The sequence below is a fragment of the Aquabacterium sp. genome (assembly GCF_041915145.1).
In the GTDB taxonomy this organism is placed as follows: Bacteria; Pseudomonadota; Gammaproteobacteria; order Burkholderiales; family Burkholderiaceae_C; genus Aquabacterium.
In genome coordinates this window covers 1-14,698 of record NZ_JAYSBZ010000072.1, presented here as the reverse complement: position 1 = coordinate 14,698, position 14,698 = coordinate 1, and the positions used below count along the sequence as shown (strand labels likewise).

Annotated in this window: 15 protein-coding genes; 8 read left to right on the top strand and 7 right to left on the bottom strand. The window is 65.8% G+C overall.

Translation table 11 applies throughout. From position 1 onward, the window contains the following. Positions 1 to 352: homocysteine S-methyltransferase family protein (locus ACE3SS_RS12535; RefSeq protein WP_374594417.1), on the top strand; the 352-nt coding region annotated here is incomplete at its 5' end. A 45-nt stretch (positions 353 to 397) separates the two neighbouring features. Here the strand turns inward: ACE3SS_RS12535 and rodA are convergent. From rodA to ACE3SS_RS12510, 5 genes are all read right to left on the bottom strand, one after another. Further along, positions 398 to 1,558, bottom strand: a complete 1,161-nt coding sequence (gene rodA / locus ACE3SS_RS12530) for a rod shape-determining protein RodA (protein ID WP_374594415.1) — start codon at positions 1,556 to 1,558, stop codon at positions 398 to 400. Then, entirely contained in the window at positions 1,555 to 3,738 is a 2,184-nt protein-coding gene (gene mrdA, locus ACE3SS_RS12525; RefSeq protein ID WP_374594413.1) for a penicillin-binding protein 2, read from the bottom strand. Before mrdA ends, rodA begins: the two co-directional genes overlap by 4 nt. Positions 3,739 to 3,748: 10 nt before the next feature. Further along, positions 3,749 to 4,264, bottom strand: a complete 516-nt coding sequence (gene mreD / locus ACE3SS_RS12520) for a rod shape-determining protein MreD (RefSeq protein ID WP_374594411.1) — start codon at positions 4,262 to 4,264, stop codon at positions 3,749 to 3,751. Next, positions 4,261 to 5,217 carry a rod shape-determining protein MreC gene (mreC, locus tag ACE3SS_RS12515; protein ID WP_374594409.1) on the bottom strand — a complete coding sequence of 319 codons (957 nt, stop codon included), beginning with the start codon at positions 5,215 to 5,217 and terminating at the stop codon, positions 4,261 to 4,263. Before mreC ends, mreD begins: the two co-directional genes overlap by 4 nt. A gap of 114 nt (positions 5,218 to 5,331) precedes the next feature. Beyond that, positions 5,332 to 6,375 carry a rod shape-determining protein gene (locus ACE3SS_RS12510; RefSeq protein ID WP_374594407.1) on the bottom strand — a complete coding sequence of 348 codons (1,044 nt, stop codon included), beginning with the start codon at positions 6,373 to 6,375 and terminating at the stop codon, positions 5,332 to 5,334. A gap of 371 nt (positions 6,376 to 6,746) precedes the next feature. Between ACE3SS_RS12510 and gatC the strand changes: the two genes are divergently transcribed. The 6 genes from gatC to ACE3SS_RS12480 are packed head-to-tail and all read left to right on the top strand — an operon-like array spanning position 6,747 to position 12,416. Continuing rightward, complete coding sequence (gatC, locus tag ACE3SS_RS12505) at positions 6,747 to 7,046, top strand: Asp-tRNA(Asn)/Glu-tRNA(Gln) amidotransferase subunit GatC (RefSeq protein WP_374594405.1); 300 nt, start codon at positions 6,747 to 6,749, stop codon at positions 7,044 to 7,046. Continuing rightward, positions 7,043 to 8,536: an Asp-tRNA(Asn)/Glu-tRNA(Gln) amidotransferase subunit GatA gene (gene gatA, locus ACE3SS_RS12500; RefSeq protein WP_374594403.1), complete on the top strand. Its 1,494-nt coding sequence runs from the start codon at positions 7,043 to 7,045 to the stop codon at positions 8,534 to 8,536. Before gatC ends, gatA begins: the two co-directional genes overlap by 4 nt. A gap of 20 nt (positions 8,537 to 8,556) precedes the next feature. Then, complete coding sequence (locus ACE3SS_RS12495; RefSeq protein WP_374594401.1) at positions 8,557 to 9,462, top strand: site-specific DNA-methyltransferase; 906 nt, start codon at positions 8,557 to 8,559, stop codon at positions 9,460 to 9,462. Beyond that, positions 9,425 to 10,168: a PmeII family type II restriction endonuclease gene (locus ACE3SS_RS12490; protein WP_374594399.1), complete on the top strand. Its 744-nt coding sequence runs from the start codon at positions 9,425 to 9,427 to the stop codon at positions 10,166 to 10,168. The genes ACE3SS_RS12495 and ACE3SS_RS12490 overlap by 38 nt, the downstream gene beginning before the upstream one ends. Continuing rightward, positions 10,165 to 11,622, top strand: a complete 1,458-nt coding sequence (gene gatB / locus ACE3SS_RS12485) for an Asp-tRNA(Asn)/Glu-tRNA(Gln) amidotransferase subunit GatB (RefSeq protein WP_374594397.1) — start codon at positions 10,165 to 10,167, stop codon at positions 11,620 to 11,622. Before ACE3SS_RS12490 ends, gatB begins: the two co-directional genes overlap by 4 nt. Next, positions 11,619 to 12,416: a glycosyltransferase family 25 protein gene (locus ACE3SS_RS12480; protein WP_374594395.1), complete on the top strand. Its 798-nt coding sequence runs from the start codon at positions 11,619 to 11,621 to the stop codon at positions 12,414 to 12,416. The genes gatB and ACE3SS_RS12480 overlap by 4 nt, the downstream gene beginning before the upstream one ends. A gap of 20 nt (positions 12,417 to 12,436) precedes the next feature. On the opposite strand, the gene ACE3SS_RS12475 is transcribed toward ACE3SS_RS12480, so the two are convergent. Together ACE3SS_RS12475 and pyrE are read right to left on the bottom strand one after the other, a co-directional pair. Then, positions 12,437 to 13,159 carry a hypothetical protein gene (locus ACE3SS_RS12475; protein WP_374594393.1) on the bottom strand — a complete coding sequence of 241 codons (723 nt, stop codon included), beginning with the start codon at positions 13,157 to 13,159 and terminating at the stop codon, positions 12,437 to 12,439. Positions 13,160 to 13,193: 34 nt separating this feature from the next. Beyond that, a complete protein-coding gene (gene pyrE, locus ACE3SS_RS12470) occupies positions 13,194 to 13,871 on the bottom strand; it encodes an orotate phosphoribosyltransferase (protein ID WP_374594391.1) in 678 nt (225 codons plus the stop codon). 17 nt (positions 13,872 to 13,888) lie between these two features. Between pyrE and ACE3SS_RS12465 the strand changes: the two genes are divergently transcribed. Next, positions 13,889 to 14,689: an exodeoxyribonuclease III gene (locus tag ACE3SS_RS12465; RefSeq protein ID WP_374594389.1), complete on the top strand. Its 801-nt coding sequence runs from the start codon at positions 13,889 to 13,891 to the stop codon at positions 14,687 to 14,689. Positions 14,690 to 14,698 lie beyond the last annotated feature (9 nt).

Genomic DNA, 14,698 nt, shown 5'->3' with positions numbered 1-14,698 from the left:
CTCGGTGCGCCACGCCAAGCCCATCGCCATCGGCCTCAACTGCGCGCTCGGCGCGGCGCTGATGCGCCCCTACATCGAAGAGCTGAGCAAGATCGCGGGCGACACCTTCATCTCGTGCTACCCCAATGCCGGCCTGCCCAACCCGATGAGCGACACCGGCTTCGACGAAACGCCCGAGGTCACCGGCCGACTGGTCGAAGAATTCGCGCAAGCCGGCTTCCTGAACATCGCCGGCGGCTGCTGCGGCACCACGCCCGAGCACATCGCGGCCATCGCCCAGCGCGTGGGCAAGATTCGCCCGCGTTGCCTGCATGAAGCGGGTGCAAGCGGTTTGCTGACCCAGTTGGGTTGATGTACGCGGGCCGTTGCGGCCCGCGCCGCTTCATCAGGCCGGTGCTCAGCTCTGCATCAAACGCCGGCTCTTGGCGATCGACATCAAGATGCCCAGGCCCAGCCCGAGCGAGGCCATCGCGGTGCCGCCGTAGCTGATGAAGGGCAGCGGCACGCCCACCACCGGCAGGATGCCGGCCACCATGCCCATGTTGACGAAGGCGTAGGTGAAGTAGCTCAGCGTGATGCTGCCCGCCAGCAGGCGCGTGAACACCGAGGGCGCCTCGGCCGCGATCATCAGCCCGCGAAAAATCAGGAAGGTGAAACCGACGACCAGCGTCAGGCAGCCCATCAGGCCGAACTCTTCGGACAGCGACGCGAAGATGAAGTCGGTGGTGTGCTCGGGGATGAATTCGAGGTGGGTCTGCGTGCCCTTCATGAAGCCCTTGCCAGTGACGCCGCCCGAGCCGATGGCGATCATCCCCTGGATGATGTGAAAGCCCTTGCCCAGCGGGTCGGTGGTGGGGTCGAGCAGGGTGCAGACGCGGTGCTTCTGGTATTCGCGCAGCAGCGGCCAGTTCACGTCGGGCTGGCAGATCTTGCTTTCGCTGAGCACCAGCGCGGTGATGGCGATGGCGCCCACCGCGAGCACCGGCACGATCAGGCGCCAGCTGAGTCCGGCGAAGAAGATCACGTAGAGCCCGGCCGACAGCACCAGGATGGCCGTGCCGAGGTCGGGCTGCTTGACGATCAGCCCCACCGGCACCGCCAGCAGCAGGCCGGCCACGCCGAAATCGAGCCCGCGCAGCTGCCCCTCGCGGCGCTGGAACCACCAGGCCAGCATCAGTGGCATCGCGATCTTCAAAATCTCGCTGGGCTGGATCACCACGCCCAGGTTGAGCCAGCGCGTCGCGCCCTTCTTGGTGATGCCGATGTGCGGCAGCGCGGTGGCGATGAGCAGCACCACGCCGATCACGTAGATCGGCACGGCGAGCTGCATCAGGCGCTGGGGCGGCACCTGGGCGACGAGAAAGAGGATGCACGCCGCCAGCACCATGTTGCGGGCGTGATCGACGAAGCGCGTGCCGCTGTCGTAGCCCGCCGAGTACATCGTGATCAGGCCAAGCCCGGCCAGCATCAGCACCGCCAGCGCCAGCCAGCCGTCGAAGCCCTGGAAGATGGGCCGCACGCGCTGCCACAGCGAAGGCTTGTCGATGGCGATGCTCATCGCGACGCTCCTGACGAAGTGGGCGCCGCCGGGCTGCTGCCGCTGGCCCCGCTGCTGACGCCACCGCTGGCTCGCATGGCGGCGTGGCGCGCGGCCACGGCGGCGGCATAGGCGCTGGTCGGCATGCTGGCGACAGACGCGGGCCCCGATGCGGCCGAGGCAGCCGATGCTGCGGGGGATGCCACGCCCGATGCGGTCGATGCGGCGGCTGCTGGCAGCTCGGGGTTGTTGATGGCGCCCATCATCGGCACGTCATGCGCCGCGCGCGGCGTGCCGATGGGGGCGGGGGCTTCGCCGCGCTGCACGGCGGCGATGTCTTCCTCGCTGGGGTAGCGGTCCTGCAGCACGTAGTCGAACACGCGGCGGGCAATCGGCGCGGCCGACTGCGCGCCGAAGCCGGCGTTCTCGACCACCAGCGCCAGCGCCACGCGTGGGTGGTCGGCCGGCGCGAAGGCCACGAACAGCGCGTGGTCGCGCAGGTGCTCGGCCATCTTGGAGGCCGAATACTTTTCGTTCTGCTTGATGCCCACCACCTGCGCGGTGCCGGTCTTGCCGGCGGCCACGTAGTCGGCCTTGGCGAAGGCGGCGGCCGAGGTGCCTTCCTTGTTGACGCCGATCATCGCGTTGCGGATCACGTCGAGGTGCTCGGGCTTGATCGGCACCGGCGGCAGCGCTTGGCTCGACAGCACGCGCGACTGCCGCGTCACCACGTCTTCGACCTCGCGCACCAGGCGCGGCTGGTAGTGCACGCCGTCGTTGGCCAGCGTGGACACGGCCTGCGCGATCTGCAGCATCGTGAAGCTGTTGTAGCCCTGGCCGATGCCCAGGCTGATGGTCTCGCCCGCGTACCAGCGGCGCTGCTCGGGCTTCTTGTAGGTCTTGCGCTTCCACTCGGTCGAGGGCAGCACGCCCAGCACCTCGCCCTTGATGTCGATGCCGCTGGGCTGGCCGAAACCGAAGGGCGCCATCTGGTCGTGGATCAGGTCGACGCCCAGGTCGTTGGCGAGCATGTAGTAGTAGGTGTCGCACGACTGCACGATGGAGCGGTACATGTCCACCGTGCCGTGCCCGCCTTCCTTGTCGTCGCGGAACTTGTGGTTGCCGAACCAGAAGTAGCCGGGGTCGAACACGGTCTGATTGGGCGTGCGCTTGCCGGTGGCCAGCGCCGCCAGCGCCATGAAGGGCTTGTAGGTCGAGCCCGGCGGGTAGGTGCCGCGCAGGGCACGGTTGAGCAGCGGCTTGTCGATCGATTCGTTGAGCTCCTTCCACGAATCGACATCGATGCCGTCGACGAACAGGTTGGGGTCGAACGTGGGCTTGCTGACGAAGGCGAGGATCTCGCCGCTGCGTGGGTCGATGGCGACCAGCGCGCCGCGGCGCTCGCCGTAGAGGCGCTCGACGAGCTGCTGCAGCTTGATGTCGATCGACAGGTGCAGCGTGTTGCCCGGCGTGGGCGGCGAGGCGCGCAGGCGGCGCACGGCGCGCCCGCCCGCGCTGGTCTCGACCTCCTCGAAGCCGGTCAGGCCGTGCAGCTCGCTCTCGTAGCTCTGCTCCAACCCCAGCTTGCCGATGTAGTCGGTGCCGCGGTAGTTGGCCAGCAGCTCGTCGGGCCAGTCGTCCATGGCCTCTTTCTCGGCCTCGTTGATGCGCCCGATGTAGCCCAGCACGTGGCTCGCCAGCTCGCCGTAGGGGTAGTTGCGAAACAGCCGCGCCTTGATGTCCACGCCGGGGAAGCGAAAGCGCTGCGCGGTGAAGCGCGCCACTTCCTCGTCGGTGAGCTTGGTGCGGATCGGCAGCGACTCGAAGCTCTTGCTTTCTTCCATCAGGCGCTTGAAGCGGCGGCGATCGCGCGGCGCGATGTCGACGATGGTGGCGAGTTCGTCGATGGTGGCGTCGAGGTCGTCGATCTTCGAGGGCGTGAGTTCGAGCGTGTAGGCCGAGTAGTTGTTGGCCAGCACCACGCCGTTGCGGTCCACGATGAGCCCGCGGTTGGGCACGATGGGCACCACCGCGATCCGGTTGGCCTCGGCCTGCGTCTGCAACTCGTCGTGCCGGTAGACCTGCAGGTAGACCAGACGCGACACGAGCAGGCCGAACGCGAACAGCACGAAGCCGGCCGCCGCCCACACCCGGGTGCGAAAGCGGCCGATCTCCTGCTCAATATTCTTGAGTTCGGTCATGCCGATTCAGTTACAGCGGGCGGTTCTTGTCGCGGTCGGGCGCGCGGCGCTGCGGGGCCAGCAGCAGCACGCTGGCCAGCGGCCACAGGGCCGACTCGAAGATCGGCGCGAGCACGATGCTCCAGCCCGGCAGGCTGCCGCCCGCGATCATGCGTACCAGCAGCGACACGGCATGCGCCGCCGCGAACAGCGGCAGGATCTGCACGGCCTGCGAGGGCACGGTGAACCACAGCAGCCGGCGGTGGATGGTGATGGCGAAGAAGCTCAGCAACGTGTAGGCCAGCGCGTGCTGGCCCAGCAGCGCGCCCTGGTGCACGTCCATCAGCAGCCCGAACACGAAGGCCGGCAGCATGCCCATGCGGCGCGGCTGATGCACGTTCCAGAACACGAACACCAGCGCCAGCAGGTCGGGCACGGCGGCCACGCGGCCCAGCGGCAGCAAGTTGAGCGCCAGCGCGATCAGCACCGACAGCCACATGAACAGCGGGTTCACGGGCAGCAACAGCTGGTTGCCGCGCGGCATCATGGCCTGGCTCCTTTGCGAGCGGGGCGTCGTGGGCGCCCGGTGGTCGCGCCCGACGCCGCGTCATCGCTGGCCGTCGCCACGGGCTTCGGGCGCTCCGGCAGTTGCAGCGCCAGCGGCTCCAGCACCAGCACCTGCCGGGCGCTGTCGGGTCGGGCGATGGGCGCGAGCACGATCTTGGCGAAGGCCGAGTCGGCGCGGCGGTCGACGCGCAGCACCTTGGCGACCGGCAGGCCGGTGGGGTAGACGCCGTCCATGCCCGAGGTCTGCAGCATGTCGCCCGCCTGCACGTCGGCGTTGCCGGCCATGTAGCGCAGCTCCATGCCGCCGTCGTTGGGGTGGCCGAAGGCCGCGCCGCGTTGCTGGGTGCGGGTGTTGAGCACCGGGATGGCCGCGTCCTTGTCGGTAACCAGGGTCACTTCGGCGGTGAGCGGGTAGAGGCGCGTCACCTGGCCGATCACGCCGGTGTCGTCCACCACGGGCGAGCCCAGCGCCACGCCCTGCGTGCTGCCCTGGTCGATCACGACCTTGCGGGTGTAGGGGTCGGCCGAGTCGTAGAGCACCTCGGCCGTGCGCGACTTCACCTGCAGCCGAGCCCGCAGCGTCAGCAGCTCGCGCAGCCGGGCGTTCTCGCGTTCCAGTTGCTCGACGCGCATCGTGCGCTCGGCCTGCGCGGCGAGCTTGTGCTCGGCCTGGTTGCGCCCCTCGACGGCACGGTGGATGCCGCCGAAGTAGTCGCTCAAGGTGGTGTAGCCCTCGAAGGGCGCCAGCAGGCTGCGCTCCAGCGGCTGCAAGGCCAGGGCGGCTGCGGAACGCAGCGGGCCGGTGAGCTTGAAGCGCGTGTCGGCCACCATCAGGAAGACTGCCAACGTCGCAAAGAAGGCCAACCGCGTCAGGGCGGACGGCCCTTGCTTGAAAAACGGCGGCGGGGTGCGATCAAGGGTGCCCAGGGGCATAAACAGCGCGGCTTGCGGTCAACGTGAAACGACGGTGGCCAGAAACGGGTCGGCGCACAAAAGCAAAAGCCGACTCGTGATGATCACGCGTCGGCTCGTGCTTGGCATGAGGTCTTACTCGGAAGTGAAGATCGAGCCCAGGCGTTCCATGCGCTCCAGCGCCATGCCGCAACCGCGCACCACGCAGGTCAGCGGGTCTTCGGCCACCAGCACCGGCAGGCCGGTTTCTTCGGCGAGCAGGCGGTCGAGGTCGCGCAGCAAGGCGCCGCCGCCGGTCAGCATCATGCCGCGCTCGGCGATGTCGGCACCCAGCTCGGGCGGGGTTTGTTCGAGCGCGTTCTTCACGCTCGACACGATCTGGTTCAGCGGGTCGGTCAGCGCCTCCAAGATCTCGTTGGAGCTGATCGTGAAGCTGCGCGGCACGCCCTCGCTGAGGTTGCGGCCCTTCACTTCCATCTCTTTGACTTCGGAGCCCGGGAAGGCGCTGCCGATTTCCTTCTTGATGGCTTCGGCGGTGGGCTCGCCGATCAACATGCCGTAGTTGCGGCGGATGTAGTTGATGATGGCTTCGTCGAACTTGTCGCCGCCCACGCGTACCGAGCCTTTGTAGACCATGCCGCCGAGCGAGATCACGCCGACTTCGGTCGTGCCGCCGCCGATGTCGACGACCATCGAGCCCGACGCTTCGCTCACCGGCAGACCGGCGCCGATCGCGGCGGCCATCGGTTCTTCGATCAGGTAGACCTCGCTGGCGCCGGCGCCGAGCGCCGACTCGCGAATCGCGCGGCGCTCAACCTGGGTGGAGCCGCAGGGCACGCAGATGATGATGCGCGGGCTCGGCTTGAGCACCGAGCGCGGGTGGACCATCTTGATGAACTGCTTGAGCATCTGCTCGGTGACGGTGAAGTCGGCGATCACGCCGTCCTTCATCGGGCGGATGGCTTCGATGTTGCCGGGCACCTTGCCCAACATGGCCTTGGCTTCGGCGCCCACGGCCTGGATCGTCTTCTTGCCGTTCGGGCCGCCTTCGTGGCGGATGGCGACCACCGAGGGTTCGTCGAGCACGATGCCCTTGCCGCGCACGTAGATCAGGGTGTTGGCGGTACCCAGGTCGATGGCCAGATCGGTGGAGAAATAACGACGCAATGAACCGTACATAAACTAGCTTTCCGTGCGGGTCGGATGGCTTGCCCACATGGGCGGGGCCGGCCCGACGCGTGTTGAATGAGGTGGTCGGCGCCTGCTGCATCGCGGGGGTGGTGGTTCCGCCGTCGAACTGCAAGAAAGGCGCTTTTAAATACAAAACCGACCCGGTTGACGCGTCTTGGGGTCGTAAATCGACCGTTTCACGCTTGGCAACCGGCCGGTTGTGAATAACCGAAGATAATACCCCAGATGAGGGGGGTGACTCGGGCCTGAGCCGCTGTAGAAACCCCTGGCAACACCTCTTGCCACGGGCCACGGCGCCGCTTTTTGCAGCAGCGCTCGCGGCTCGCCCGCCGAACCCCTTTTTTCAGCCTGCAACCCACATGGCCCTGACCGCACAAGACGTCAGCCGCATCGCCCACCTCGCCCGGCTCGAATTGACCGAGGCCGAGCAAACCGCGATGCAGACGCAACTCAACGATTTCTTCGCCGTCGTCGAAAAGATGCGCGCCGTCGACACCTCCGGCGTCGAGCCGCTCTACACCCCGCTGTCCGCCGTCGAAGACGTGGCCCTGCGCCTGCGCGACGACGCCGTCACCGAGGCGGACAACCGTGACGCCAACATGCAGAACGCCCCGGCTCGCGAAGATGGTTTGTTCCTCGTGCCGAAGGTGATCGAATGAGCGCCCGCCACGATCTCCATAACCTGACCCTTGCCGAGCAGGCCGCCCAGCTCGCCGCCAAGGCCGTGAGCAGCGTCGAACTGACGCAAGCCGCACTGGCCCGCGTGCAGGCGCACGACGCACTCGGCGCGTTCTTGAGCGTCGATGCCGACGTGGCGCTGGCGCAAGCCGCTGCGGCCGATGCCCGCCGCGCGCAAGGCGACGCCACCGCGCTGCTCGGCGTGCCCATCGCGCACAAGGACATCTTCGTCACCACCGACTTCGCCAGCACGGCCGCGTCGAAGATGCTGGCCGGTTACCGCTCGCCGTTTGACGCCACCGTGGTCGCCAAGCTCAAGGCCGCCGGCACGGTGACGCTGGGCAAGCTCAACTGCGACGAGTTCGCCATGGGCTCGGCCAACGAGAACTCGGCCTACAACAAGGTGATCAACCCGTGGGACGCGAAACGCATCCCCGGCGGCTCGTCGGGCGGCTCGGCGGCCGCCGTGGCGGCGCGACTCGTGGGCGGCGCCACGGGCACCGACACCGGCGGCTCGATCCGCCAACCGGCGGCGCTCACCGGCATCACCGGCATCAAGCCCACCTACGGCCGCTGCTCGCGCTACGGCATGATCGCCTTCGCCTCGTCACTCGACCAGGCCGGCCCCATGGCGCGCAGCGCTGAAGATTGCGCGCTGCTGCTGTCGGCGATGAGCGGCTTCGACGAGCGCGATGCCACCAGCGCCCAGCGCCCCGCTGAAGACTTCGCTGCTGCGTTGAAGGCACCGCGTGCCGGCGCGACCGCCGACAAGCCGCTGCAAGGTCTGCGCATCGGCCTGCCGAAGGAATTCTTCGGCGCCGGCTTGGCTGCCGATGTCAACGGCGCCGTGCGCGCCGCGCTGGCCGAACTCGAAAAGCTCGGCGCCACGCTGGTGGACGTGAGCCTGCCGCGCACCGAGCTGTCGATCCCGGTGTACTACATCATCGCGCCCGCCGAGGCCTCGTCGAACCTCTCGCGCTTTGACGGCGTGAAGTTCGGCCACCGCGCCGCGCAGTACAAAGACCTGAACGACATGTACGCCAAGACGCGCGCCGAAGGCTTCGGCCCCGAGGTCAAGCGGCGGATCATGATCGGCGCCTACGTGCTGAGCCACGGCTACTACGACGCCTACTACCTGCAGGCGCAAAAGCTGCGCCGCATGATCGCGGACGACTTCCAGGCCGCGTTCAAGCAGTGCGACGTGATCGCCGGCCCGGTGACGCCGACCGTGGCGCGCCCCGTGGGCAGCGCGGTCGACCCGCTGGCCGACTATCTCGCCGACATCTTCACCCTGCCCGCCAGCCTGGCCGGCCTGCCCGGCATGAGCGTGCCGGCCGGCTTTGGCGAGGCCGGTTTGCCCGTGGGCCTGCAGCTCATCGGCAACTACTGGCAAGAGGCGGCCTTGCTGCACACGGCGCATGCCTTCCAGCAGGCCACCGACTGGCACACCCGCGCGCCCGCCGGCTTTTGAATTGGTTTCGAGGGGATGAAATGAACGGCCCAGTACCAGCGTATGCACTTTCGCCAATTCCGAGCGCAGTCCATCACGGTGACTGCGCGGAGGTGCTGAAGGAGTATCCCGTTGAATGTGTTGATCTGATCGTGACCTCGCCACCATACGCGGATCAGCGTTCATCAACGTATGGCGGGATACACCCCGATAGTTATGTCGAGTGGTTCTTGCCGCGTTCTGCGGAGTTCCTGCGGGTACTCAAGCCGACGGGATCGTTCGTCTTGAACATTAAAGAGAAGGCCGTCAATGGAGAGCGTCACACCTATGTGCTGGAGCTGATCCTGGCCCTGCGCAAGCAGGGGTGGCTGTGGACGGAGGAGTACATCTGGCACAAACGAAACTGCTACCCCGGCAAATGGCCGAATCGGTTTCGAGATGCATGGGAGCGCTGCCTGCACTTCACCAAACAACGGCAGTTCAAGATGAACCAAGAGGCGGTGATGGTGCCCATGGGAGATTGGGCGCAATCACGTTTGAAATCTTTGGGTAAGAACGATGTGGTGCGCTACGACTCACAAGTAGGCAACGCCTTTGGCAAGAACATCGCCAACTGGCAAGGACGTGATAAAGCCTACCCGACGAACGTGCTGCACTTGGCTACCGAATGTGGCAACAAGAGGCACAGCGCCGCCTTCCCGAAAGCGTTGCCTCAATGGTTCATCAATTTGTTTACCGATCCGGGTGATGTCGTGCTGGACCCATTTGTGGGGTCGGGAACGACGCTTGATGCCGCAATCGAAGTGGGACGGGGCGCTATCGGGATCGATGTTTCGGATGATTTCGTCAAATTGAGCAGACAGAAGTTGTCGCCCGCACAAGGTGTGCTGCTAGAGGAGAAAGAAGAATATGTCGTTGCTCGCAGAAGCAAAGCAGTTCGTCGCTGATCACATCAAGGCTGAGTTTCATGACCGTCGTCTGGCGCGGATTGAAGCGTTGAAACTCGACGACGTTCTAAAACGCAAAAATCCGTATCTGTTCAAGGCCAAGGCGGTGACCTCGGCGCCCGAGATGGTTCGGCAAATTCTGGATGCAAATCTGTCATCGTCTGAAGAAACGGTGTTCGGTGAGTTTCTAGAGAAGTTGGCGATATTTGTGTGCCAGCGGGTGTATGGCGGCGTCAAACCTGCGACCAATGGTATCGATCTGGATTTCACGCGAGAGGGCATTCGCTATTTGGTCTCGATAAAGAGCGGGCCGAATTGGGCCAATGCTCCAGCTAAACGCAGGATGCTTCAGGATTTCGGCGCGGCTCGGAAAATCATTGGACACAAGGCTGCACTGATGTTCGTTAACGGCTGTTGTTATGGGCGCGATGCGAAACCGTTCAAGGCCAAGGACAACTATCTGAAGCTGTGTGGACAAGATTTCTGGTTTCTGATTTCTAACGAATCGAACATGTATCACGAGATCGTTGAGCCACTCGGGGCGAAAGCCAAAGAGCGCAATGATGAATTCAATGAAGCCTACGGCCGCGCGCTGACGCGCTTCACCAAGGCATTCACGAACAGTTTTTGTACAGAAGATGGCGCCATCAACTGGCCGGCTATCGTTGATTTGACCTCTCGTAGTAAGAAGCTGTGGCAACCATGAGTGCGACGACACCCCAATTGATTCGCGGCTACGAGGTCGTCATCGGCATCGAGACGCACGCGCAGCTGTCCACCCAATCGAAGATCTTCTCGGGCGCCTCCACCCGCTTTGGCGCCGCGCCCAACACGCAAGCCTGCGCGGTGGACCTGGCCCTGCCCGGCACGCTGCCGGTGATGAACGTGGGCGCCGTCGAGCGCGCCATCGTCTTCGGCCTCGCCGTGGGCTCGAAGGTCGCACCGCGTTCGATCTTCGCGCGCAAGAACTACTTCTACCCCGACCTGCCCAAGGGCTACCAGATCAGCCAGTACGAGATCCCCGTCGTGCAAGGCGGCACGGTGAGCTTCTTCGTCGGCGACCAGGAGCACACCGTGCGACTCGTGCGTGCCCACCTCGAAGAAGACGCGGGCAAGTCGCTGCACGAAGACTTTCATGGCCAGTCGGGCATCGACCTCAACCGCGCCGGCACGCCGCTGCTCGAGATCGTCACCGAACCCGACATGCGTTCGAGCAAAGAGGCCGCCGAATACGCCAAGGCGCTGCACGCGCTGGTGGTGTGGCTGGGTATCTGCGACGGCAACATGCAAGAAGGCTCGTTCCGCTGCGACGTGAACGTGTCGGTGCGCAAGCCCGGCGCGCCGCTGGGCACGCGCCGCGAGATCAAGAACCTCAACAGCTTCAAGTTCCTGCAGCAGGCCACCGACTTCGAGATCAACTGGCAGATCGACCAGATCGAAGACGGCCTGGCGATCCAGCAGGCCACGGTGCTGTTCAACCCCGACACGGGCGAGACGCGTGCGATGCGTACCAAGGAAGACGCGCACGACTACCGCTACTTCCCCGACCCCGACCTGCCGCCGCTGGTGATCGCGCCCGAGTGGGTTGAGCGAGTCAAGAGCACGATGCCCGAGTTGCCGCGCGCCATGGCCGAGCGCTTCCAGCGCGATTACGCGCTGCCCGCCTACGACGCGACGATGATGACGCAGAACAAGGCATTCGGCGCGTTCTTCGAGTCGGCGGCCAAGGCGTGCGGGCAACCCAAGCTGGTGGCGAACTGGTTGATGGGTGAAGTCAGCAAGCGACTCAATGCCGAAGAAAAGACGCTGGATGCGAGCCCGGTAGACGCCGCCACGCTGGCCAAGCTGATCAGCCGCATCGCTGACAGCACGATCAGCAACAACGCCGCCAAGCAAGTGTTTGATGCGCTGTGGACCGGCGAGGGCGCTGGCGTCGATGCCGTCATCGAAGCCAAGGGCCTCAAGCAGATGAACGACACCGGCGCGCTCGAAGCCATCCTCGACGAGGTGCTGGCGGCCAATGCCAAGTCGGTCGAAGAATTCCGCGGCGGCAAGGAGAAGGCCTTCCAGGCGCTGGTGGGCCAGGCGATGAAGGCCACCAAGGGCAAGGCCAACCCGGCGCAGGTCAACGAGCTGCTCAAGAAGAAGCTGGCAGGATGAGTCTGCACATGGCCGACGCCGCCCCGCCGCTGGTTCTGCTCATCAACCTCGACCGCTCGCCCGATCGGCTTGCGCGCTGCGTGCCGATCCTGGAGCGGCTGGGATTGCCGTGGGAGCGCGTGCCGGCGGTTGAAGGCAAGGCGCTCGGCCCGGCCGTGCTGGCGGGCCTGAACCCGCAGCCCGCGCCGCACGGCGAGTGGTTCCGCCCGCTCACGCCCGGCGAAATCGGCTGCTTCTTGAGCCACCTGCGCTGCTGGCAGTTGATCGAGTCCCGCCAGTTGCCCTATGCCTTGATCCTTGAAGACGACTTCGATGCCTACGATGCGTGCACTGCCGAACGCCTGGCACGGCTGGCCGCCACCAGCGTCGGGCCGAATGCGTGGGACGTGCTCAAGCTCACCCGCGTGCGCCAGGATGCCGCCGAGGTCGCCGACCTGGGCGATGGCTTGAAGCTGATGTTCGGCGGCAAGAAGGGCCCGGAAGACGCCACTGGTTACATCGTGTCGCGCAGCGGCGCCGCCAAGCTCACCCCGCACCGCGAGCACCTGCTGCGGCCGGTGGACTTCGAGCTCAAGCACTACTGGGAGCGCGACTTGCGCGTGCTGTCGGCGAGCCCGAATTTCTTCTGGCAGGTCAGCCACGAAGAAGCTGCGTCAGTGATCGGCGACCGCACCGACTACCGCCGCTACCCGCCACTGAAAAAGGCGCTGGTCTACCTGCGCAAGCACCGCTATCACGTGCGGTTCTGGCTGGCCAATACGCTGGGATGGGGGCGGCGCAGGGTGCTGGGCTGAGTCAGGGGCGGCCAGCGCGTTTACTTGCCGGGTTTGGGGGCCGAGGCGGCCTTGGCGGCGGCTGCGCTGGCGGCGCGATCGGCGTCTTCCAGCGAGCCCGGGGGCGATCCGGCCCACAGGCGTTTGAGCTTGACCAGTTCGACGTCGTACAAATTCGTGACCCGCTGCATTTCGACTTCCTGGTTCTGGATCAGGGTCTTCTGTGCCTCGGCGCTGACTTCGTTGTCGTCGAGCTGGCGCTTGAGCTTGGTGGGCAGTGGCTTGCCCGCGTAGAACTCGGCCTCGTTGAGCAGGGGCTTGCGCTCGCGGTCGAGTTCGAGCAGCCGCTTCTTGGAGTTCTCGATCGAGGAGCGCACGTCGTCGAGCGCCGCGGCGCGGGCCTTTTCGTGCGCGGCTTCGTTCGGGTAGCGCATCAGCAGGTTGCGGTCGCGGCGCACGGCGTCCATCTTGGCGACGGCCTCTTGTTGCTTGCGGTGTTGCGCTTCTTCATAGGCGGCGCGCTCGGTGGCGGTCATGTAGCGCTGGTGCACGCCGCGCTGCGAGCCGTCGGCGTTGAGCAGGCGCTGATCGCGGTCGAGGCATTCGGCGATGGGCCGGTCCGACGTGATCTTGCGGCCTTGCGCGTCGATGCAGACGTAGATGCCGGGCTTGGACACCGTCTCGGCGGCCTGGGTCGCGAGCGAGGCGCAGGCCAGCAGGGAGGCTGTCCACAGCTTCGATCCGACGCCGGCGAGTCGCTTCATGTTGGCTCCACTTGGTACTGCTTCGTGACGGACTTCACACCCCGTAGCGCTCGCGGTAGGCAAGCACGCGTTGGCGGTGCTCGGCCAGCCCGCTGTCGGACTGGGCGTTCAAGTATTGAAGCAGATCACCGAGCGTGGCAATCGCCACAACAGGCAGGCCAAAACGGCGCTCCACGTCTTGAACGGCACTGTGTTCGGCATCCTGGCCGTTTTCTGTAGCCTTCTCTTGCCGATCGAGGGCAATCGTCACGCCGCAGGGGGTGGCGCCGGCTGACGTGATGAGGTTGATGGATTCGCGCACCGACGTGCCGGCCGAGATCACGTCATCGATGATCAGCACGCGGCCCTGCACCGGCGCGCCGACCAGCGTGCCGCCCTCGCCGTGGTCCTTGGCCTCTTTGCGGTTGTAGGCGTAGGGCACGTTCTTGCCCAGGCGCGCCAGCTCGATGGCCACGGCCGCCGCCAGGGTGATGCCCTTGTAGGCCGTGCCGAAGAGCATGTCGAACTGCAGGCCCGAGGCGACGAGGCGGCGTGCATAGAATTCCGCCAGGCGGCCCAGCTTGGCGCCGTCGTCGAACAGGCCGGCGTTGAAGAAATACGGGCTCAAGCGCCCGGCCTTGGTCTTGAACTCCCCGAAGCGCAACACGCCGGCCTGCACCGAAAAGGCCACGAAGTCTTGCGCGAGTTGGTCGGTGGAGGTGGGTGTGCTCATGAGGAAGAGGTGGGGCTGTGTTTCGTCTGGTATCGCTCAATCTGAATGGCATTCGATCGGCCGCCTCCAAGGGGGTGGTGGAGTGGACTGAGCAGGCGTCGCCAGATTGTATGGGGGTGCAGGAATTGAAGGCCCAGGCGCCCGACGTGCAGGGCCGCTTCGACGCGCTGGCCGGCTTGCGCGGGCATTTTCACCATGCCGAGAAAAAGGGCTACTCGGGCGTCGGTCTGTACAGCCGGCACGAGCCCAGCGACGTGCGCGTCGGCTTCGGCGTGCCCGAGTTCGATGCCGAGGGGCGCTACGTGGAGCTGCGCTTCGACAAACCCGGGCGCAAGCTGTCGATCCTGAGCGTGTACTTTCCGAGCGGATCGAGCGGTGAAGAGCGGCAGGAGGCCAAGTTCCGCTTTCTCGACGCGATCGAGCCGCATCTGCAGGCGCTCAAGGGCGAGCGCGAGTTCATCCTGATCGGCGACGTCAACATCGCGCACCGCGAGGCCGACCTGAAGAACTGGAAGGGCAACCTGAAGAACAGCGGCTTCCTGCCCGAGGAGCGTGCCTGGATGACGCGGCTGCTCGACCCGGCGGGCGCCACCGGCCTGGTCGATGTGTACCGCGCGCTGCACCCCGACGCGACCGACGCCTGCTACACGTGGTGGAGCAACCGCGGCCAGGCCCGCGCCAAGAACGTGGGCTGGCGCATCGACTACCACCTCGCCACCCCCGCGCTGGCTGAAACCGCGCGCGCCGCGTCGATCTACAAAGAGCAGTGGTTCAGCGACCACGCGCCGCTGACGATCGACTACGAGTTCACGTTGTAACTGGCGGGC